Genomic DNA, 18,898 nt, shown 5'->3' on the forward strand with positions numbered 1-18,898 from the left:
GCCGGCGAGGGGGCCCGGGGCCCCCGGCGCTCAGTCCCGCTTGGTCTCGTCGTCGCGGCGGTCGTCGGCCGCGTCGTGCTCGACGATCTCGTCCTGCGCGAGGGGCTCCTCGTCGAGCTCGTCCTCCGCCACGGGCTCGTCGGTGGCCGGGTCGAGCGTGACGGTCTGCGCGTGCACCTCGATGTTGACGCCCGGCGCGATCTCGATCACGGCGTGCTTCGTGAGGTCGTCGGCGTCGAAGGCCACGAGCGTGCCGTACAGGCCCGAGCGGGTCATCACGGGCGCCCCCGGAACGAGCTGCTGCTGGCGCTTGTGCTCCTCCTCCTGCATCTTCTTGCGGCGGCGGCTGGAGCTCCAGAACATGAAGATGAGAAGCGCGCCCGCGACGACGAGGAGAAGGATGTCCATAATGCGCAGTGGACCTTTCGTAGGGGGATCTAAGGGTATGCGGCGCGTGTCCGCGACGAGAGAAGACGCCGGAGAAGCCCCGGCGCGTCCCGACGATTATAGGCCATCGACAAGTCGCGGATCCTCGCCGTGCGGCACGCCCAGGTGCGCATACGCCTCGGGCGTCGCGACACGCCCGCGCGGCGTGCGCGCCATGAAGCCGATGCGGACGAGATAGGGCTCGACGACGCTCTCCACGGTGTCCGACTCTTCGCCGACCGTGACCGAGAGGGTGGACAGGCCGACAGGGCCGCCGCGGAAGCGCCGGACGAGGGCGTCCAGCACCGCGCGATCCAGCCGGTCGAGCCCGATGGCATCGACGTCGTACAGCTCAAGCGCCGCCCGGACCCCGGCCAGTCCCGGCTCGCGGTCGCCCGCGTGCACGAGCGCCCAGTCCCGCACGCGCCGGAGGAGCCGGTTCGCGATACGCGGGGTCCCGCGCGAGCGACGCGCGATCTCGTGGCGTTCGTCCGCCGTCAGGTCGATCCCGAGCACGCGCGCCGAGCGGTCGACGACGCGCTCGAGCTCGTGCGCGTCGTAGTACTCGAGGTGCGCCGTAAAGCCGAAGCGGTCGCGCAGCGGGTTGGGCAGGAGTCCCGAACGCGTTGTCGCGCCGACCAGGGTGAACGGCGCCAGGTCGAGGGGAATGGAGGTGGCCCCGGCGCCCTTGCCGACCATGATGTCGATACGGAAGTCCTCCATCGCGAGGTACAGCATCTCCTCCGCGGAGCGCGCCATGCGGTGAATTTCGTCGATGAACAGCACCTCCCCCGGCGTGAGGCTCGACAGCAGGGCCGCGAGGTCGCCCGCGTGCTGAATCGCTGGTCCGCTCGACATTCGCAAGGGACGCCCCGACTCGTGGGCGACGATCATGGCGAGCGTCGTCTTGCCGAGCCCCGGAGGGCCCGCGAGCAGGATGTGGTCCGGCGTTCGCGCCTGGAGGCCGGCCGCATCGAGGAGGAGCTGAAGCTGACCGCGCACCTTCTGCTGACCGACGAAGTCGCCGAGGCTCTGGGGGCGCAGGGCGCCCTCGACCGCCAGCTCCGAGTCGCCGAGAGGTTCGGGAGACACGACGTCGTCAGACACGCTCGGCCCCCTGGCGCGCCGGGCCGAGCTCGGCGAGCGTCAGGCGCAAGAGCGCCGGGACCGAGGCGCGGTCGGCGTCTGACGCCCCCTCCGCGACGCCCGCCACGGCCTCCGCGGCCGTGCGCTCAGGCCAGCCAAGGCCGACGAGCGCCGCGACAACCTGCGCGTCGGCCGCGACCGGCGTCCGCGCCGCCGAGGCCGGCGCCGCGGGCGGCGCGATCCGCCCCTGGAGCTGCAGGGCGATGAGCTTGGCCGTCTTCGGCCCGATCCCGCTGACCTTGCGGAACGGCTTGTCGTCGTCGGCGGCGACCGCCTCGGCGATCTGGTCGATCGTGAGGCTGGACAGCACGCCGAGCGCGGACTTGGGCCCGACACCCGTGACGCTGAGGAGGATCGCGAACACGTCGAGCTCCTCCCGGGAGGCGAAGCCCACGAGGCTCATCGCGTCCTCGCGCACGATGAGGTGGGTGTGGAGGAGGAGTTCTTCGCCGACGCGGGCGGTGCGCGCCACGTCCGGCGGACACGCGACCGCGTATCCGATGCCCGCGGCCTCGATGATGACGTCGTCGGCGCGGGCGGACAGCACGATTCCGCGGACTGAGGCGATCATCGTTCCACCCTAGCGGGGCGTTCGGACATATGTTCGAGCGACACGCGACCGCTTCTCCGCCGCGGCCCACGCGCGCTGCGCGGGCGTGGCGGTCAACGCCTCGGCGGCGGGGGCGGCGCCCGACCGCCACGCGTGGCACAGGGCGATCGCCAGGGCGTCCGCGGCGTCGGCCGGCTGCGGCGCCTCGGGCAGTCCCAGCACGCGTGCGACCATGTGCTGCACCTGGGCCTTGTCGGCGGATCCGTACCCCGTGATCGCGGCCTTGACCTCGCTCGGCGTGTGGGTGGCGGTCGGCAGACCGCGCTCCGCCGCGAGCATCAGCGCGACGCCCGAGGCCTGCGCGGTCCCCATGACGGAGGCGACGTTGTGCTGGGCGAACACCCGCTCGACGGCCGCGACGTCGGGCGCGTGCTCGTCGAGGACGACGCGGATCCCCGCCGCGATCATCGCCAGGCGGACCCCGGGATCCGCATCCGCCGGGGACCGGATGACGCCGACGTGGACGAGCCGGGCGCGCCGATCGCGCTCGACGTCCACGACGCCGATCCCGCACCGGGTGAGGCCGGGATCGATTCCGAGAACGCGCGTCGTCATGCTCCCCAAACTAAACGCCCCGCGGTCGCCGGAAGGCAACCGCGGGGCGTTTCGTGCGAGGTGTCAGTCCTCGTCGTCGGCGAGCTCGGCCTGCACCTCGTCGCTCAGGTCGAGGTTCGTGAACACGTTCTGCACGTCGTCGCTGTCCTCGAGCGCGTCGATGAGCTTGAGCACCTTGCGAGCCGTCTCCGCGTCGAGCGGGACCTTGACCCCCGCGACGAACTCGGCGTCCGCCGAGTTGTACTCGATGCCGGCGTCGACGAGCGCCGTGCGCACGGCGACCATGTCGCTCGCCTCGGTGACGACCTCGAACCCTTCGGGGTGCGGCTCGATCTCCTGGGCGCCCGCGTCGAGCGCGGCGAGCATGACGTCGTCCTCGCTGGCCGACTCGGACGGGACGATGATGACGCCCTTGCGCTCGAAGTTGAACGACACGCTGCCCGGGTCGGCCATGTTGCCGCCGTTGCGCGTGACGATCGTGCGCACCTCGGCCGCGGCGCGGTTCTTGTTGTCCGTGAGGCACTCGATGAGGATCGCCGTGCCGCCCTGGCCGTAGGCCTCGTACATGATCGTCGTGTACTCGACGGCCTCGCCGCCGATTCCTGCGCCGCGCTTGATGGCGCGCTCGATGTTGTCCTTCGGAACCGAGGTCTTCTTCGCCTTCAGGACCGCGTCGAACAGCGTCGGGTTTCCGGCCTCATCCGGCCCGCCCATGCGCGCCGCGACCTCGATGTTCTTGATGAGCTTCGCCCACGACTTCGCGCGCTTGGCGTCGATCGCCGCCTTCTTGTGCTTGGTTGTCGCCCACTTGGAATGCCCGGACATATCTCTCCTTGAACGTGTCTGCGGGCCACGCGGCGCGCCGTCGCGCGCGGCGTGGTGAAAAAGCCACGTGCCATACTACGCGGATCCCCGCCGCGCCCCGATTCCGCGCGGTTCAGCGGATGTGGACCACGGTGCCCGCGGGGAGCTCCGCGATCGCGTCGATGGCCTCCGCGCCGAGCCGGAGGCACCCGTTCGAGATCGCTCCCGCGTGCGCGTCGTGATAGTGAAACGCCGTCACCGCCACGGGCTGCCCGCCGAAGCCGGCGAGCGTCGGCGACTGCACCGAGAGGTAGGCCATGGCGTGGCCGCGCGTGTAGGCGAACGACACCGTCTCCGTCAGCATGATGAACGCGCGCCCCGTGGGCGTCGGGGTGGCGTCCGTGCCCCACGCGAAATCCGTCGTGATGAGCGCGCGCTCCTCGTCGGCCCCGCGCCCGCGCACGATCTCGATCGTGCCCTCCGCGATCGAGACCTCGACGCGGCGCTCCTCGCGCGCGGTCGTGACGTCGGCGGCGCGGACCCACCCGGACAGCTGCGACGGATCCCCCTCGCCCGGGACGCCCTGGCGCCCCACGACGAGCACCCGGAGCCACGTCCCCGCGCGCTCCACGACGGGCACCGTCGTGCCCCCGTAGCGCTGCGCGGCGGGGAGCCAGGCGACCGGCTCGCCCGTGGGATTCGCGAACACGGGAGCCCCCGCGGCCCCCGCCGTCGCCACGAGCCCGGTCCCGAGCGCGGTCGGATCCTCGTCGACCGGGAGCGCCGGGATGACGGCGTGGACCTCGGTCGCGGGCAGCGCGCCCTGCGCGTACGCGGCGGTGTTCTCCGGCGGCGCGGTGGGGGTGGGAGACGGCGTCGGCGTCGCGGTGGGAGTCGGCCGCGCGGCGACGGGCGCCGACGCGCGGGGCTCGTCGGCGGCGGGCCACGCGACCGCGACCACCGCGATCGCCGCCGCGAGGAGGATCGCAATCCCGCCGAGGAGCCCCCACCCACGCCGCGTCATACGCACATAATGGCATGATCGTTCGCATGCAGATCCTGTCGATTCAGTCCGCCGTGGCCTTCGGGCACGCGGGCAACTCCGCCGCCGTGTTCCCCATGCAGCGCATCGGGGTCGAGGTCCTTCCCGTCTACACGGTCGCGTTCTCGAACCACACAGGGTACGGATCCTGGCGCGGCCCCGTCATGGATCCCGCGGAGGTCGCCGACGTCATCACGGGCGTCGAGGAGCGCGGCGCGTTCCCGGGAATCGACGCGGTGCTGAGCGGGTATCAGGGATCCGAGGGGATCGCGGACGTCATCGTCGACGCGGTGCGCCGCGTGAAGGCGGCGAACCCCGACGCCCTCTACGCCTGCGACCCCGTCATGGGCAACGCCCGCTCGGGCTGCTTCGTGGCGCCCGCGATCCCGGACCTGCTCCGCGACGTCGTCGTGCCCGTCGCCGACATCATCACGCCGAACCAGTTCGAGCTCGGCTTCCTCACCGGCACGACCCCCGACACGATCGATTCCACGCTGGACTCCGTGGACGCCGCCCGCGCCATGGGCCCCGGGACCGTGCTCGTCACGAGCGTGGAGCGCCCCGACCGGCCCGACGGCACGATCGGAATGCTGGCGGTGGACGACGCGGGGGCGTGGCTCGTCGAGACCCCCTACCTCCCGATGAAGGCGAACGGATCCGGCGACGTCACGGCGGCGCTGTTCACCTCGCACTACGCGCGCACGCGCGATGCCGCCGACGCGCTCGCGCGCACCGCCTCAAGCGTCTTCGGGCTTCTCGAGATGACGCACGCGGCCGGTTCGAAGGAGCTGCACCTCGTCGAGGCACAGGAGCACTACGCGCAGCCGCGCCTCGAGTTCGTGCCGCGCCGCGTGCGCTGAGGCGTCAGGCCGCCCGCGCCACGAGCGCGAGAAAGCGCTCGTGGAAACGGCGCTCGCCGGTCTGCTCGGGGTGAAACGCCGTCCCCAGGATCACGCCCTGCTCGGCCGCGACGATCTCGCCGCTCGGGAGCCGGGCGAGTTCGCGCGCGCGCGGCCCGATCTCCTCGATGGCGGGCGCGCGGATGAACGCGCAGCGCACGGGCGGAGCTCCGAGCTCCGGCACGTCGAGCTCGGCCTCGAACGACTCGCGCTGGCGACCGAAGGCGTTGCGGCGCACCGCGACGTCGAGGCCTCCAAACGTCCGCTGGCCCGCGATGCCGCCCTGCAGGCGGTCGGCGAGCAGGATCAGGCCGGCGCAGGTGCCGTAGGCGGGGAGTCCGGCGGCGAGGCGATCGACCAGGGCGTCGCGCACGTCGAACGCGCGAGCGAGCTTGTCGATCGTGCTCGACTCTCCGCCCGGGAGCACGAGCCCGTCGATCTCGGCGAGTTCCTCCGCCCGCCGGATCCGCACCGTGCGAGCGCCGAGGTCCTCGAGCAGGGCGGCGTGCTCGCGCACGTCGCCCTGCAGCGCGAGGATCCCGACGGTGGGCCTACCAGCCACGCTCGGCGAGCCGGTGCGGCGCGGGGACGTCGGCGACGTTGATCCCGACCATCGCCTCGCCCAGTCCGCGCGAGGCACGGGCGATCGCACCGGGGTCGTCGAAGTAGGTGGTGGCGGCCACGATCGCGCGCGCGCGGGCGGCCGGGTCGCCCGACTTGAAGATGCCGGATCCGACAAACACGCCGTCGGCGCCGAGCTGCATCATCATGGCCGCGTCGGCGGGCGTGGCGACGCCGCCAGCGGTGAACAGGACGACCGGCAGCCGACCCGACCGCGCGACCTCGGCGACGAGTTCGTAGGGCGCCTGCAGCTCCTTCGCCGCGACGAACAGCTCGTCGTCGCTCTTCGCCGCGAGGGCGCGGATCTCTCCCGTGATCTGGCGGATGTGGCGCGTCGCCTCCGACACGTCGCCCGTCCCGGCCTCGCCCTTCGACCGGATCATCGCGGCGCCCTCGGTGATGCGGCGCAGGGCCTCGCCCAGGTTCGTCGCGCCGCACACGAACGGGACCTGAAACGCCCGCTTGTCGATGTGGTGGAGGTAGTCGGCCGGCGACAACACCTCGGACTCGTCGATGTAGTCGACCCCGAGCTCCTGGAGGACCTGCGCCTCGACGAAGTGCCCGATCCGCGCCTTCGCCATCACCGGGATCTCGACGGCCCGGACGATCTCGTCGATGAGGTCGGGGTCGCTCATGCGCGCGACGCCGCCCTGGGCGCGGATGTCTGCGGGCACGCGCTCGAGCGCCATCACCGCGACCGCGCCCGCATCCTCCGCGATGCGCGCCTGCTCTGCCGTGACCACGTCCATGATCACACCTCCCTTGAGCATCTCCGCCAGCCCGCGCCCCACGCGCGCGGTGTCCGAGTTCGCCGTCGCTGTCATGACTCTCCCTGTCTCCTCGGCCGTTCCGAAGTTTGATCTAGGCCAAAGAGTAGCGCACGGGCACCGTAGGATCGACGCGATGACAGAGGACGCCACCGGGCAGGGATTCGCCGGACGCACGGCGGCGGAGATCGCCGCCGAGATTCGCGGCCGGATCGATCGCGGCGCGCTCGCCCCCGGCGACGCGCTCCCGCCCGTGCGGCGTCTCGCCGCGGAGATCGGGGTCAATCGCAACACGGCCGTCGCCGCGTATCGCCAGCTCGCCGCGCAGGGGCTGGTGACGAGCCACGGCCGCGGGGGCACGCGGGTCGCGCAGCCCGACCAGGTCCCGCGGGAGGGGTTCTCCCCCGCGTCCGCCCTGCGGGACGTCGCGAGCGGCAACCCGGATCCCCGGTTCCTCCCGGATCCGCGCCCCGCGCTGGCCGCCGTCGCCGGTCGCCCCGTGCTCTACGGCGCGCCCGCGATCGACCCGGAGCTCGAGGCGTGGGCGCACGCGTGGCTCTCGGGCGACCTCCTCCCGGCGTCGTCACGTGTGCGCGTGACCGCCACGAGTGGCGCGGCGGACGCGCTCGACCGGCTCCTCGCGTCCAGTCTCGCCCCCGGCGATGCGGTCGCCATCGAGGAGCCCGGCTTCCTCACGGGGATCCACCTGGTCCGTGTCGGGGGGTATCGCGCGCTCGCCGTGCCAATCGACAATGAGGGCATGACGGCCGAGGGGCTCCGCGCCGCGCTCGAGGCGGGAGCGCGGGCCATCGTCTGCACGCCGCGCGCGCAGAATCCGACCGGCGCCGCGCTCTCTCGGGCGCGCGCGGCGGAACTGCGCGCGGTGCTCGCGGACCACCCCTACGCGCTCGTGATCGAGGACGACCACTTCTCGCTCCTGTCGACGCGGGCGTATCACCCCATCGTCCCCGCCGGACACGAGCGGTTCGCCCTCGTGCGCTCGGTCTCGAAGTTCCTCGGACCCGACCTCGGCGTCGCGCTCGTCGGATCCGACGCCGAGACCGCGGCGCGGCTCGGCCTGCGCCTCCGGACGGGTACGGCGTGGGTCAGCCACCTGCTGCAGCGCGTGGTGCTCGCGCTCCTCACGGACCCCGGGGTGCGCGCGGGGCTGGAGCGGGCGAGCACGCACTACGCCCGGCAGGCGGAGCGCCTCCGGGCCGCGCTCGACCGCGCGGGCGTGGGCTCGGCGCCGGCGGACGGACTCAGCGTGTGGGCCGACGTCGCCGCCCCCGCGAACGCGGCAACCGAGGCGCTGGCGCGGCGCGGGTGGCTGGCCCGTTCGGGCGACGCGTTCCGGGTCGCTTCCGGCGCCGCGCCCTCCACGCACCTGCGCCTCACGGGACACGAGCTCGACGCGGGGGGAATGGAGGAGCTCGCGCGGGCCGTTGCCGCCGCGGCGGGCGAGGCCCGGGGCGAGCGCTAACCGGGCCGAGGAGGACCGGGCCTAGACGTGCGGGTGATGCTCGGGCCAGGCGTCGGCGAGCGCTTGACGCACCTCACCCAGCAGCTGCGGGAGCGCCTTCGTCCGGGCGATGATCGGAAAGAAGTTCGCGTCGCTCGCCCAGCGCGGCACGATGTGCTGGTGGAGGTGCTCCTCGATCCCCGCGCCCGCGACCTCGCCCTGGTTCATGCCGATGTTGAACCCGTCGCAGCGCGACGTGTGGCGCAGCACGCGCATCGCCACCTTGGTGAGGTGCGCGACCTCGGCGGTCTCCTGGACCGTCGCCTCGTCGTACATCCCGACGTGGCGGTACGGGCAGACGAGGAGGTGGCCGGAGTTATAGGGGAAGAGGTTGAGGGCCACGAAGGCGTGCTCGCCGCGGTAGACGATGAGCCCGTCCTCGTCCGACATGCGCGGATTCTGGCAGAACGGGCACCCGCTCCCCCGGTTCACCCCGGATCCGGCCTGGATGTAGGCCATCCGGTGCGGCGTCCAGAGCCGCTGAAAGGCGTCGGGCACGCCGCCGCCCGCCGACTCGGGCTCGAGCCGCTCGAACTCCGGGCCGGCGGACGTCACGCGGCGTCCTCCTCGGTCATGACGACCGACTTGTCGGCGATGAGGCGCCCGATGAGCGCGACCGCCTCGTCGACCGGAACCCCGTTGCGCTGCGAGCCGTCGCGGAATCGGAAGGACACCGTGCCGGCCTGGCGATCCTGATCCCCCGCGATGAGCAGGAGCGGGACCTTCGCGGTGGTGTGCGTGCGAATCTTCTTCTGCATGCGGTCGTCGGACGCGTCGAGCTCGGCACGCACGCCCGCCCGCCGCAGGGTGTCCATGACCCCGCCGAGGTAGTCGGCGAACTCGTCGGCCACGGGGATGCCGACCGCCTGGACGGGCGCAAGCCAGAGCGGGAAGTCGCCGGCGTAGTGCTCCAGGAGGATCGCGAAGAACCTCTCGATGGAGCCGAACAGCGCGCGGTGGATCATGATCGGGCGCTGCTTCGAGCCGTCCGGCGCGGTGTACTCCAGATCGAACCGCTCGGGCAGGTTGGGGTCCACCTGCACGGTCGACAGCTGCCACACCCGGCCCAGCGCGTCGCGCGTCTTCAGGTCGATCTTCGGGCCGTAGAACGCCGCCTCGCCCGGGACCTCGGTCAGCTTCAGCCCGCTCGCCACCGCCACGTTGCGCAGCGCGTTCGTCGAGGACTCCCAGAACTCGTCGGATCCGATCCACTTCGACTTCTCGTCGTCGCGCATCGACAGCTCGAGCTCGAAGTCGGTCAGGCCGAAGTCGCGCAGCATCGAGAGGATGAACTCGAGGACGCCTGTCACCTCGCCCTCGAGCTGATCGGGGGTCACGAAGAGGTGCGAGTCGTCCTGTGTGAAGCCGCGCACGCGCGTGAGCCCGTGCAGCGCGCCCGACAGCTCGTTGCGGTACACCGTGCCGTTCTCCGCCAGGCGGAGCGGGAGATCGCGGTAGCTGCGGGCCCGCTCCTTGTACACGAGAATGTGCATCGGGCAGTTCATGGGCTTGAGGTAGTAGTCAGCGCCCTGCTTCGTCACGTGACCGTCGTCGTCACGCTCCTCGTCCATGCGGATCGGCGGCCAGATTCCCTCCGCGTAGGTGGCGAGGTGACCGCTCGTCGCGAAGAGGTCGGACTTCGCGATATGCGGCGTGTAGACGTAGCTGTAACCGCCGGCGATGTGACGACGCCGGGCGTGCTGCTCCATCTCCCCGCGCACGATGCCGCCCTTGGGGTGCCACACCGAGAGCCCGGATCCGATCTCGTCCGGGAACGAGAACAGGTCCAGCTCGCGGCCCAGCTTGCGGTGGTCACGCCGCGCGGCCTCGGCGAGGCGGTCCTGGTACGCGCGCAGGTCGTCCTTCGAGGACCAGGCGGTGCCGTAGACCCGCTGCAGCTGCGGGTTCTTCTCGCTCCCGCGCCAGTAGGCGCCCGCGACGCGCAGGAGGTCCCACCCGTTCCCGATCAGGCGCGTCGAGGGCAGGTGCGGCCCGCGGCAGAGGTCCTTCCAGACGACCTCGCCCGTCTTCGCATCGACGTTGTCATAGATGGTCAGCTCGCCGGCGCCGACCTCGACGCTCGCGCCCTCCGCGGCCTCCTTACGGCCTCCCTTGAGGCCGATCAGCTCGAGCTTGAACGGCTCGTCCGCCAGCTCCTCGCGCGCCTCGTCGTCGGTGACGACCCGCCGGACGAACCGCTGGCCCGCCTTCACGATCCGCTGCATTTCCTTCTTGATGGCCTTCAGCGCCTCGGGCGTGATGGGCTCGGAGGTGCCGAAGTCGTAGTAGAAGCCGTCGGTGATGGGCGGGCCGATGCCGAGGTTCGCCTGCGGGTTGATCGCTTGCACAGCCTGCGCGAGAACGTGAGCCGTCGAGTGACGCAGGATCGCGAGGCCGTCGGGACTGTCGATCGTGACCGGCTCGGTCGTCTGCGTCTCGAGAACCTCGGACGCGAGGTCGGTGAGGACGCCGTCGACGCGCATCGCGACGACGTTTCGGTCGGGGTACAGATCGAATCCTGTGGTCACCCGACCATCCTAGTTCGCGCCGCAGCGTGCGCCGACCGGGTCAGCCGGGCGGCGTCCGGCCGAGCATCTGTGCCGCCTGCAGCACGCTCGGCGCCTGCGGATCCGCCCCCGCATCGACGAGCGCGGTCACGATGCCGTCATGGCCCTTGAACAGCGCGCCCGCGAGCGGCACGAGGCGCTTGTCGTTCGCGCGGTTCACGTCGGCGCCGCGCGCGATGAGCGCCCTGACGAGCTCCTCGTGCCCGTGGTAGGCGGCGAGCATCACGAGAGAGTCGCCGCTGTCGTTTACCGCGCGTGCGTCGTGTCCTTCATCGATCGCCGCGAGGAGTGCGGTGTCGCCCGTGCGGGCCAGCTCGAACAGATCCATCCCCTCAGTATGCGGCGCGCACGACGAAGGGCCCGTGCGAACACGGGCCCTTCTGAATCGGAGCGGATGACGAGACTCGAACTCGCGACCCTCACCTTGGCAAGGTGATGCGCTACCAACTGCGCTACATCCGCCGACAAGAAAACCCCCGTTCAGGGGGTTTTCGTGCGCGATACTGGGATCGAACCAGTGACCTCTTCCGTGTCAGGGAAGCGCGCTACCGCTGCGCCAATCGCGCTCATGAGAGCTATTCAATTTTCTCCTGGAGTACCGGGAGTCGAGGTGGCGACGGGATTCGAACCCGTGTAAACGGCTTTGCAGGCCGGTGCCTAGCCTCTCGGCCACGCCACCGTGTGGGATTCGAACCCGCATGCCGAGCCACCCGAAGGTGTGCCCTGCACTCGAGCGGATGACGAGACTCGAACTCGCGACCCTCACCTTGGCAAGGTGATGCGCTACCAACTGCGCTACATCCGCATTTCGTGTTCCGGCGTCTTGCGCCGGGCACTTGAAATACATTAGCCCAGAACCGAGGTCGCGCCAAACCGGTCCCCGCTTCCGGGCGTGTCTTCGTGCCGCGCCGGCGCCGCGACACCCCCGGCGAGCGCGCGGAGTCGTGGCCCGTCGCATTCGTCCTGTAGTATCGCTTCTCGTGCCCCGGCACACGAAGTTGATACGGGCGATTGGCGCAGTTGGTTAGCGCGCTTCCTTCACACGGAAGAGGTCGTGGGTTCGAGTCCCGCATCGCCCACGCATTCAGGCCCCGTCCGGCTCCCGCCGGCCGGGGCCTTTTCGCGTGGTGCGCGAGCGGCCCGCGATCGGGCAAGCTGTTCTCATGCATATCGGGGACACGCCATGACGGCGCTCACCATCGGATCCGAGTTCGAGACGCCGGCCCGCGCCGCGCACCTGAACGCCCGGAAGTTCAACCGCCACACGTTCTGGTGCGGGCAGAGCGGGAGCGGCAAGACCTATGCGCTCGGCGTCGTGCTCGAGCAACTCCTGCTCGAGACCGAGCTGCCGCTTCTGGTCCTCGACCCGAACGCGGACTTCGTGCGCATGCAGGAGACGCGTCAGGCGGCGCACCCCGAGTCCGCGGCGCGCATTGCGGCCAGCGACGTCCGCGTATTCCGGTCGGGCCCCGGCGCGTCCTCGCCTCTGAAGGCGCGATACGTCGACCTGTCCCCCGCCTCGAAGGCCGCCGTCCTGCAGATGGACCCCATCGCGGACGCCGAGGAATACAACGTGCTCCTCCACAGCGAGGAACGGGCGCTGCAGGACGACACGGCGGAGGTGGTCCGGCGGTATCGCGCAAGCGGCGTGCCCGCCGAGACGCGGCTGGCCAACCGCATGGAGAACCTCCAGGTGCTCGAATGGGACCTGTGGTCGTACGGCGGCGACTCCGTCGTGGATGTCATCGAGGAGCGGCCGCGCGCCACCGTGCTCGATCTCGGCGGCTTCGATCATCCGGCCGAGCCGCAGGTGGCCGCGCTCGCCGTCCTCGAGCGCCTCTGGGCGCGGCGGGCGGAGCGTAAGCCGATCCTCATCGTCATCGACGAGGCCCACAACCTCTGCCCGCCGAATCCGCGCACCGAAGTCGAGCGCGCGCTCACGCAGCAGCTCGTGCAGATCGCCGCCGAGGGCCGAAAGTTTGGCCTGTGGCTGTTCCTGTCCACGCAGCGTCCGTCCAAGATCCACCCGAACGTGCTCTCGCAGTGCGACAACCTCGGGCTGATGCGCGTGAACGCGCCGCGGGATCTCGCGGAGCTCGAGGAGGTCTTCGGGTTCGCGCCGGCCGCCATGATCCGGCAGGCGCAGAACTTCCGCCAGGGCCAGGCGCTGTTCGCCGGCGGCTTCATCGGAGAGCCGACGATCGTCCAGATGGGCGAGCGGCTCACCGAGGAGGGCGGAGGGGACGTGGACGTTCCCCTCCGCGCCCCGGAGGGTGAGGGCGTGTCTCCCTAGCCGACCACCCGCGCCTTGGCGGCGGCGAACTCCTCATCGGTGAGCGCGCCCGCCTCGCGGAGCGCGGCCAACTGCTGGAGCTGGGCGACGACGTCCCCGGTCGCGGCCGGCGCGGGCGCGGGCGGCGCGGGGGGCGTCGCCCGCGCCTGCGCGCGCGCCGCCTCGAACTGCGCCTGCTCGTGAGCGGCCGCCACCCCGCGCTGCTGGTGCCGGGCGGCAGCCCCCTGCACGGCCTGGGCCGTCCCGGCGACGACGGCGGTGCGTGCGGCGAGCCCGATGAGTCCCGGGCGCCCGAATCGACGTAGCGGCATGATCAGTCTTCCTCCTGCTCGAGTGTTTCCATGAGGGCGTTCACGACGGGGGCGGGGATCCGCTCCGTCCGCAACAGCTCGCCGTCTGCCTCGCGGAACCGCGTCGCGAGTCCGATCGCGTAGGTGAGCTCGACGACGACGATCGCCGCGGACGCTCCGGGCGCGACGTGCGCCGCCAGCTCCTCGATGTCCTCGTCGCCCGCGAGTCCCGGTGCGACGATCTCCGCGGCTCCCAGGCCGACCGCGCGCGGATCCACGGCGGGGGCGATCACGATGCTGCCGTCGGGATCGCGTGTGATGATCAGGAGATCGAGCACGCGCATCGTGCCCGCGGACACGAGCTCGCCGAGCGCCTCGAAGGAGCGCGCGTCGGGGACGGCGCCGGGAAATCCCACGAGGTAGACCTCGGCGGGACCATACGAAAACGGGTTCATGATGCGGGACTCCCCTGCGTGTCGTCCGGGCGGCCGAGCGACTGGACAGCCGCCCGATTGGTCTCGAAGATGCGACGGCTCCCGACGAGGCCGAGCGCGATCGCGCGCGCATGCGTGTCCTCGGGGAAGCGGCTAAACGACACCGCGATGTCGTGGCGCTCCAGCCAGGCGCACAGCCCCGCGAAGCTCTCGGCGGCGGTCACGTCGATGTCGCTGACCGCCTCCATGTCGATCACCACATGCCGCACATCGCCCGCGTCGCGCGCGTCGACGACGCGCCGCACCGCCTCGGCGAACACGTCCGCGTTGGCGAAGAACAGCGGGGCCTGAAGGCGAACGACGAGGATTCCCGGGGCCGTGAGCGCCCCCGGCGCCGCGGCCTCGAGGAGCGACGCCGCCGGCGAATCGTCCGCCGCGAGCACGTCGATGGCGGGCCGCGACGCGCGGCGCGCGATATTAATGAGCGCCAGCACGAATGCGACGAGGATCCCCGCGATCGATCCCACGAGGAGCGTGGTGACGAAGCATGCACCGGCGATCGCGAACTCGAAGCGATCGAGGCGCCAGAGCTGCCGCAACTCGCGGACACCGACGAGCGGGGCCACGGCGATGGCGACGATCGCGCCGATGGCGGGCGAGGGCACGTCGCGGAGCAGCGCCGTGCCGAACAGCAGCATGAGGAGGGTGCCCGCGGCGAGCACGACGGACGGCAGCTGTGTGCGCGAGCCAGCCTGGTCCATCGCCGCGGTGCGGCTCGTCGACGAGCCGACGGCGAAGCTTCCCTGCGCGCCGGACGCGATGTTGGCAATGCCGAACGCGAACAGGTCACGGTTCGGTCGCACCGCATAACCTCGCTTCGAGGCATACGAACGCGCGACGAGGAGTCCCTCGGCCGTGGTGACCATCGTGAGCGCCATCGCGGAGGGGATGAGGAGGAGCCATTCGTTCCACGCGAGAACCGGCCACGTGAGACGGGGCGGTCCCGCGGGGATGTCCCCGAGTACCGCGACGCCGCGCTCGTCGAGCGCGAACACGACGACGCACGTCGTCGCGACGACCATGACGACCAGCGCCCAGGGCACCGCGCGCCCCAGGCGCTTCCCCAGGAGCAGGACGGCGACCGAGGCGCCGGAGATCGCGATGGACAGCGGCGATGCGTTGCCGAGGGAGGTCGCGAGCTCCGCGACCTTGTCCACGAACTCGCCGCCCGAGTCGATTCCCACGCCCAGCATCTTCGCCAGCTGCGAGACGAGGATGTCGACGGCGAGACCCCCCACGAAGCCGACGAGGATGGGCCGGGACAGGAAGTTCGCGAGGAATCCGAGCCGGAACACCGCGAGAAGAATGAACATCACGCCGCTGAGGATCGCCTGCGCGAGCACCATCGCGGTGAAGCTGTCCGACCCGGCGGCCGCCAGCCCCCCAACCGACGACGCCACGAGGGCCGCGGCCGCCGCGTCGGGAGACGCGACTACCTGCCGCGAGGAGGCGAGGAGCGCGTAGAGCACGGTCGGGAGGACGAGCGCGTAGAGGCCCGCCGTCGCCGGGAGGCCCGCGATCTGCGCGTACCCGATGTTCAGGGGGACCGCGATCGCGAGGAGCGTCACGCCGGACGTCGCCTCGCGCAGGACGTTGTGCCGGTTCACACCGGCGAGAGTGATCCGCATGCGGCCTCCCTCCTTGTCGCACTCTGGGGCCGTGGCGGTCGAGCTTCGCAGGGTGCGTCGGGCTTCGCGGGGCACGCTCACCCACCCGGGGTGAGCCCGCGCCCGCGTGGCGTCGCCCGCGCGCGCGGGATCGCCCGCGGCGGGTGAGCGTGGTCGCCCCCGCCTCGCCCGCTCGTGCGATCATCGGCGGGAGCTACGACCCTCTCAAGAAATGGAATGGCTATGTCTCTGTGGGAAAGCTTCTGGATGATTCTCGGCTGGTTCTTCTGGGCCTTCGTGTTCGTCGCGTACCTGATGGCTCTGTTCAGCATCATCACCGACGTCTTCCGCGACCGCGAACTGGGCGGGTGGGGCAAGGCGGTGTGGCTGCTCTTCCTCGTCTTCCTGCCGTTCCTCACCGCGCTCGTGTACCTCATCGCCCGCGGTAAGGGCATGAGCGAGCGCGCACACGAAGCGGCGGGCCGCCAGCGCGACGCGACCGAGAGCTACATCAAGTCGGTGGCCGCTGCGAGCCCAAGCGACGAGATCGCGAAGGCGGCGCAGCTGCGCGACGCGGGCACGATCACGCCAGCCGAGTTCGACGCCATCAAGGCGCGGGCCCTGGCCTGAGAAACCCCTCGCGTCGCGGGGTCGGGCGTCACAGCACGCTGCGCACGGCCTCGCGACGCGACGAAACGCCGAGCTTGCGGTAGATCGAGCGCTGGTGGGTCTTGACCGTGTTGACGGACAGACCCAGCGAGGTCGCGATCTCGGCGAGAGACTGCGCAGTCTGCAGGTGTCGGAAGACGTCTCGCTCGCGATCCGACAGCGCGTCGGCCGCGGCGCTCCGGCCGGCGGCCGCCGCGATGGCGCGCCCGATGACCGCCTCGAAGCGGGTGCCGCGATGCACCTGCTCCTCGAGCACTCTCCGGATCCCCACCTCGCGCGAGCTGGCGAAGAGGAACAGCTCCTCGCGATCGACGATCGCCATCGCCGCCTCGCACACGTCGTACGCTCCCGCCTGGTCCCCGCGCTCTCGACGCAGCACGGCCGCGGTGAGCAGGGTGGCCGCGCGCACGAACGACACGCCCTCGAACCCGCGCAGGCCCCGCAACGCGGCGAGGGCCTCAGCACTCGCTCCCGCCCGGCGAAGAATGCCGGCCATAGCGACCGTCAGTCCGGCGTGCGGCGTGTGGGCAATCACGGATCGCGCCAGCGCCACCGCCCGGGCAGGATTGCCGCTCGATTCCTCGAGCAACGCGATCGCCGATTCGCGGAAGCTCCGCCACTCGACGCCCTGCAGGGTCTCGGACGGAATCTGCTGCGCCGCAACGGTGGCCCGCCGGAGCCGCCCCACTTCCCCGCTCTCGGACGCGGCATACGCCAGGAGGACGAGCGCGAGGTGCCGCGACGTGCTGCGCTCCGTCGCCTTGTCTATGAGGATCTCGCACGCGGAGATCGCGGCGTCGACGTCCGCGCGCCAGTAGGAGGTGAGGGCGTGCACCGCCAGCTGCAGCTCGCCCCCCGCCGTCAGAGTGCGCGGATCCGAGGGCATCGGCGGGAGCGACGCGAGGGAACCGGCCGCCGCCGCGAAGTCGCCGGCCGCGGCCTGCGCGAGCGCGAGCTGAGCCATTGCCCGGCGCGGCGCATCGGATCCGGGGACGGCGGCGAGCGCGCGCGCGGCCGCCGCCGCGTATTCGACCGCGAGGGTGGGCTCGGCGGCGCGCCGCAGCTCCGCGCCCGCGAGGAGGAGGTGGAGGCCCGCCCGGCGCCGCCCGCCTTCCTGCTCCCCCGCGGCGTCGGCGCGGAGGCGCGCGGAGGCCGCGCTGACGGTGCGCGCGTCGTCGGAGACCAGGAGCCGCGCGATGTCGGGAACACGGGGGGCGTCCGCGGGCGGGGCGCCATTCGCGGCGCGGAGCGCGGACTCCGCGCGGGCGAGCGTGTCGCGGGAGATATGCGACGCGCCGAGCGCCGTCTCTGCGCAAGCAAGGATAAACAGCAGCGCCGGGTCACGGGGCGTCAAGCGCAACAGGTCGAGCGACATCGCCTCGAGCGTCGAGCACTCGCCAGCGATCGCGAGATCGACCCACGACTCGAGAAGTGTGGCGCGCGCGAGGGGGACGTCCCCCGCGCGAAGCGCGTGGACGAGGGCGGCGCGCGGGTCGACGTCACGGAGGAAGCGGGCGGCGCGGGCGTGACAGGCGCGATCGCGGTCTACGTCGCGTGCGCGGATACTCGCGCAGGTCCGGGCGAACGCGGCGTGCCAGTGGTACGCGGGCCCGGCCGCGCCGGCGTACCGGTCCAGGAATAGCCCCAACCGCACGCATTCCTCAAGGAGCTCGGCAGCGTCGCGCCGCCCCGAGATCGCGCTCGCCAGCTCGGCGGTCACGCGCGAGCAGACCGATACGTCGCACACGAAGTCCGCGAGCCCGGCGGGGAGCGCCCCGAGCACGTGCTCGCGCACATAATCCACGAGGACAGCGGCGCCCGACGCGGAACGCGGCTCCGCGGGAGCACCGGCCATCGTCACCATGCGCGCGGCGATCGGCCATCCGCCCGTGTCCTCGATGACCTGCGCGGCCGAGATCGCGGCACCGGCGGGTTCGAGTTGAGAAACCTCGTCGACGGTGAATGCCAGCGCGTCGGCGCCGATGAACATCTCCGGAGCGAGGAGCCGCTCGCGCGACAGCGTGACATCGAGGAGCGTCGTGCCGATGAGAACGGTGCGCAGCCTCGCCGGAGGCGTATCGATCAGCAGCCCGAGGAGGCCCGTACGCCACGTCTCCCCCGCGCGGTGCGCGTCGTCCACGACGAGGACGAGGTCGACGCCGTGCGCGTCCACGCTCGCGCAGATCTCCGCGTGCACCTCCGCGGCGTCGCGATCGGCGTCGATCGGAGGGAAGGACACCCCCGCGCGGTCGTACGCCACGTCGAGCGCCTGGACGAGGCCGCGCTGGAGGTGGGCGGGGGTGTGGTCCAGCGGGCCGAGAAGGAGCCAGGCGACCCCGTCGCGCCCGCCCGCCCACTCCGCAACGACAGTCGTCTTCCCAAAGCCGCTCGGCGCGCCGAGGATGCACAGACCGCCCGCGTTCAGGTTGTGGTCGATCGCCGCGCGGAGACGCGGCCTCGACACAGTGCCGCTTGCAGCGCTTGGTGGTCGGAACCGTGCCGCCGCTACCGCGGCCGTGTGGCGGCCCGGGGTACGCCTCATGAAAGGAACATATCGCCATTCCCACCTCACCCTCAAGGGATGAG

19 protein-coding genes and 5 tRNA genes are annotated in these 18,898 nt (G+C 71.7%); 5 read left to right on the forward strand and 19 right to left on the reverse strand.

Features of this window, described 5'->3' with window-relative positions; translation table 11 throughout:
• Window positions 1-30: 30 nt before the first annotated feature.
• From G8E01_RS08055 to G8E01_RS08080, 6 genes are all read right to left on the reverse strand, one after another.
• Window positions 31-408, reverse strand: coding sequence for a preprotein translocase subunit YajC (locus G8E01_RS08055; RefSeq protein ID WP_166318255.1), 378 nt, complete (start codon window positions 406-408; stop codon window positions 31-33).
• Window positions 409-504: 96 nt separating this feature from the next.
• Entirely contained in the window at window positions 505-1,533 is a 1,029-nt protein-coding gene (ruvB, locus tag G8E01_RS08060; protein WP_166318258.1) for a Holliday junction branch migration DNA helicase RuvB, read from the reverse strand.
• A complete protein-coding gene (gene ruvA, locus G8E01_RS08065) occupies window positions 1,526-2,143 on the reverse strand; it encodes a Holliday junction branch migration protein RuvA (protein WP_166318261.1) in 618 nt (205 codons plus the stop codon). The genes ruvB and ruvA overlap by 8 nt, the downstream gene beginning before the upstream one ends.
• Window positions 2,144-2,152: 9 nt before the next feature.
• The gene (ruvC, locus tag G8E01_RS08070; protein WP_166318264.1) at window positions 2,153-2,737 is read right to left on the reverse strand and encodes a crossover junction endodeoxyribonuclease RuvC; all 585 of its coding nucleotides are present in this window, start codon (window positions 2,735-2,737) and stop codon (window positions 2,153-2,155) included.
• Between the two features lie 63 nt (window positions 2,738-2,800).
• Window positions 2,801-3,562, reverse strand: coding sequence for a YebC/PmpR family DNA-binding transcriptional regulator (locus G8E01_RS08075; RefSeq protein WP_155048710.1), 762 nt, complete (start codon window positions 3,560-3,562; stop codon window positions 2,801-2,803).
• 112 nt (window positions 3,563-3,674) lie between these two features.
• Complete coding sequence (locus G8E01_RS08080) at window positions 3,675-4,565, reverse strand: L,D-transpeptidase (protein ID WP_166318267.1); 891 nt, start codon at window positions 4,563-4,565, stop codon at window positions 3,675-3,677.
• Between the two features lie 26 nt (window positions 4,566-4,591).
• On the opposite strand from G8E01_RS08080, the gene pdxY reads away from it, so the two are divergent.
• Complete coding sequence (gene pdxY / locus G8E01_RS08085; protein ID WP_205827251.1) at window positions 4,592-5,443, forward strand: pyridoxal kinase PdxY; 852 nt, start codon at window positions 4,592-4,594, stop codon at window positions 5,441-5,443.
• Window positions 5,444-5,447: 4 nt separating this feature from the next.
• On the opposite strand, the gene pdxT is transcribed toward pdxY, so the two are convergent.
• Both pdxT and pdxS read right to left on the reverse strand, forming a co-directional pair.
• Window positions 5,448-6,044, reverse strand: coding sequence for a pyridoxal 5'-phosphate synthase glutaminase subunit PdxT (gene pdxT, locus G8E01_RS08090; RefSeq protein ID WP_166318273.1), 597 nt, complete (start codon window positions 6,042-6,044; stop codon window positions 5,448-5,450).
• A complete protein-coding gene (pdxS, locus tag G8E01_RS12765) occupies window positions 6,034-6,927 on the reverse strand; it encodes a pyridoxal 5'-phosphate synthase lyase subunit PdxS (protein ID WP_166318276.1) in 894 nt (297 codons plus the stop codon). Before pdxS ends, pdxT begins: the two co-directional genes overlap by 11 nt.
• Window positions 6,928-7,006: 79 nt before the next feature.
• Here pdxS and G8E01_RS08100 point away from each other — a divergent pair, with 79 nt between their 5' ends.
• The gene (locus G8E01_RS08100; protein ID WP_166318279.1) at window positions 7,007-8,353 is read left to right on the forward strand and encodes an aminotransferase class I/II-fold pyridoxal phosphate-dependent enzyme; all 1,347 of its coding nucleotides are present in this window, start codon (window positions 7,007-7,009) and stop codon (window positions 8,351-8,353) included.
• A gap of 21 nt (window positions 8,354-8,374) precedes the next feature.
• On the opposite strand, the gene G8E01_RS08105 is transcribed toward G8E01_RS08100, so the two are convergent.
• The 7 genes from G8E01_RS08105 to G8E01_RS08135 form a co-directional block, all read right to left on the reverse strand.
• On the reverse strand, window positions 8,375-8,947 hold the full coding sequence (locus tag G8E01_RS08105; protein WP_338100771.1) for an HIT family protein: 573 nt from the start codon (window positions 8,945-8,947) through the stop codon (window positions 8,375-8,377).
• Window positions 8,944-10,875, reverse strand: coding sequence for a threonine--tRNA ligase (gene thrS / locus G8E01_RS08110; RefSeq protein ID WP_205827489.1), 1,932 nt, complete (start codon window positions 10,873-10,875; stop codon window positions 8,944-8,946). The genes G8E01_RS08105 and thrS overlap by 4 nt, the downstream gene beginning before the upstream one ends.
• An 85-nt stretch (window positions 10,876-10,960) precedes the next feature.
• Window positions 10,961-11,287 carry an ankyrin repeat domain-containing protein gene (locus tag G8E01_RS08115; RefSeq protein WP_166318285.1) on the reverse strand — a complete coding sequence of 109 codons (327 nt, stop codon included), beginning with the start codon at window positions 11,285-11,287 and terminating at the stop codon, window positions 10,961-10,963.
• A 61-nt stretch (window positions 11,288-11,348) separates the two neighbouring features.
• Window positions 11,349-11,421, reverse strand: a tRNA-Gly gene (locus G8E01_RS08120).
• Window positions 11,422-11,453: 32 nt separating this feature from the next.
• Window positions 11,454-11,525, reverse strand: a tRNA-Val gene (locus G8E01_RS08125).
• A gap of 42 nt (window positions 11,526-11,567) precedes the next feature.
• Window positions 11,568-11,638 (reverse strand) — tRNA-Cys (locus tag G8E01_RS08130).
• A gap of 53 nt (window positions 11,639-11,691) precedes the next feature.
• A tRNA-Gly gene (locus G8E01_RS08135) sits at window positions 11,692-11,764 on the reverse strand.
• A 200-nt stretch (window positions 11,765-11,964) separates the two neighbouring features.
• On the opposite strand from G8E01_RS08135, the gene G8E01_RS08140 reads away from it, so the two are divergent.
• A tRNA-Val gene (locus tag G8E01_RS08140) sits at window positions 11,965-12,038 on the forward strand.
• A 104-nt stretch (window positions 12,039-12,142) separates the two neighbouring features.
• On the forward strand, window positions 12,143-13,252 hold the full coding sequence (locus tag G8E01_RS08145; RefSeq protein ID WP_166318288.1) for an ATP-binding protein: 1,110 nt from the start codon (window positions 12,143-12,145) through the stop codon (window positions 13,250-13,252).
• On the opposite strand, the gene G8E01_RS08150 is transcribed toward G8E01_RS08145, so the two are convergent.
• Genes G8E01_RS08150 through G8E01_RS08160 form a run of 3 tightly spaced genes read right to left on the reverse strand, consistent with a single transcriptional unit; the run spans window position 13,249 to window position 15,664 of the window.
• Window positions 13,249-13,563 (reverse strand): SHOCT domain-containing protein, encoded by a 315-nt coding sequence (locus G8E01_RS08150; RefSeq protein WP_166318291.1) that lies wholly within the window; start codon window positions 13,561-13,563, stop codon window positions 13,249-13,251. The genes G8E01_RS08145 and G8E01_RS08150 overlap by 4 nt on opposite strands.
• A 2-nt stretch (window positions 13,564-13,565) precedes the next feature.
• Window positions 13,566-13,997: a DUF6325 family protein gene (locus G8E01_RS08155; RefSeq protein ID WP_166318294.1), complete on the reverse strand. Its 432-nt coding sequence runs from the start codon at window positions 13,995-13,997 to the stop codon at window positions 13,566-13,568.
• Window positions 13,994-15,664 carry a SulP family inorganic anion transporter gene (locus tag G8E01_RS08160; RefSeq protein ID WP_166318297.1) on the reverse strand — a complete coding sequence of 557 codons (1,671 nt, stop codon included), beginning with the start codon at window positions 15,662-15,664 and terminating at the stop codon, window positions 13,994-13,996. The genes G8E01_RS08155 and G8E01_RS08160 overlap by 4 nt, the downstream gene beginning before the upstream one ends.
• 222 nt (window positions 15,665-15,886) lie before the next feature.
• On the opposite strand from G8E01_RS08160, the gene G8E01_RS08165 reads away from it, so the two are divergent.
• Window positions 15,887-16,273: an SHOCT domain-containing protein gene (locus G8E01_RS08165; RefSeq protein WP_166318300.1), complete on the forward strand. Its 387-nt coding sequence runs from the start codon at window positions 15,887-15,889 to the stop codon at window positions 16,271-16,273.
• A gap of 28 nt (window positions 16,274-16,301) precedes the next feature.
• Here G8E01_RS08165 and G8E01_RS13050 read toward each other — a convergent pair whose 3' ends face one another.
• A complete protein-coding gene (locus tag G8E01_RS13050) occupies window positions 16,302-18,776 on the reverse strand; it encodes a winged helix-turn-helix domain-containing protein (RefSeq protein WP_166318303.1) in 2,475 nt (824 codons plus the stop codon).
• Window positions 18,777-18,898 lie beyond the last annotated feature (122 nt).

Origin of the sequence: Microbacterium excoecariae, assembly GCF_011326725.1 — a bacterium.
In the GTDB taxonomy this organism is placed as follows: Bacteria; Actinomycetota; Actinomycetes; order Actinomycetales; family Microbacteriaceae; genus Microbacterium; species Microbacterium excoecariae.

Coding starts and splice junctions, on each gene's coding strand:
- G8E01_RS08055 (WP_166318255.1), bottom strand. CDS start 408: ATGGACATCCTTCTCCTCGTCGTCGCGGGCGCGCTTCTCATCTTCATG.
- ruvA (WP_166318261.1), bottom strand. CDS start 2,143: ATGATCGCCTCAGTCCGCGGAATCGTGCTGTCCGCCCGCGCCGACGAC.
- ruvC (WP_166318264.1), bottom strand. CDS start 2,737: ATGACGACGCGCGTTCTCGGAATCGATCCCGGCCTCACCCGGTGCGGG.
- G8E01_RS08075 (WP_155048710.1), bottom strand. CDS start 3,562: ATGTCCGGGCATTCCAAGTGGGCGACAACCAAGCACAAGAAGGCGGCG.
- G8E01_RS08080 (WP_166318267.1), bottom strand. CDS start 4,565: ATGACGCGGCGTGGGTGGGGGCTCCTCGGCGGGATTGCGATCCTCCTC.
- pdxY (WP_205827251.1), top strand. CDS start 4,592: ATGCAGATCCTGTCGATTCAGTCCGCCGTGGCCTTCGGGCACGCGGGC.
- pdxS (WP_166318276.1), bottom strand. CDS start 6,927: ATGACAGCGACGGCGAACTCGGACACCGCGCGCGTGGGGCGCGGGCTG.
- G8E01_RS08100 (WP_166318279.1), top strand. CDS start 7,007: ATGACAGAGGACGCCACCGGGCAGGGATTCGCCGGACGCACGGCGGCG.
- thrS (WP_205827489.1), bottom strand. CDS start 10,875: ATGCGCGTCGACGGCGTCCTCACCGACCTCGCGTCCGAGGTTCTCGAG.
- G8E01_RS08115 (WP_166318285.1), bottom strand. CDS start 11,287: ATGGATCTGTTCGAGCTGGCCCGCACGGGCGACACCGCACTCCTCGCG.
- G8E01_RS08145 (WP_166318288.1), top strand. CDS start 12,143: ATGACGGCGCTCACCATCGGATCCGAGTTCGAGACGCCGGCCCGCGCC.
- G8E01_RS08150 (WP_166318291.1), bottom strand. CDS start 13,563: ATGCCGCTACGTCGATTCGGGCGCCCGGGACTCATCGGGCTCGCCGCA.
- G8E01_RS08155 (WP_166318294.1), bottom strand. CDS start 13,997: ATGAACCCGTTTTCGTATGGTCCCGCCGAGGTCTACCTCGTGGGATTT.
- G8E01_RS08160 (WP_166318297.1), bottom strand. CDS start 15,664: ATGCGGATCACTCTCGCCGGTGTGAACCGGCACAACGTCCTGCGCGAG.
- G8E01_RS08165 (WP_166318300.1), top strand. CDS start 15,887: ATGTCTCTGTGGGAAAGCTTCTGGATGATTCTCGGCTGGTTCTTCTGG.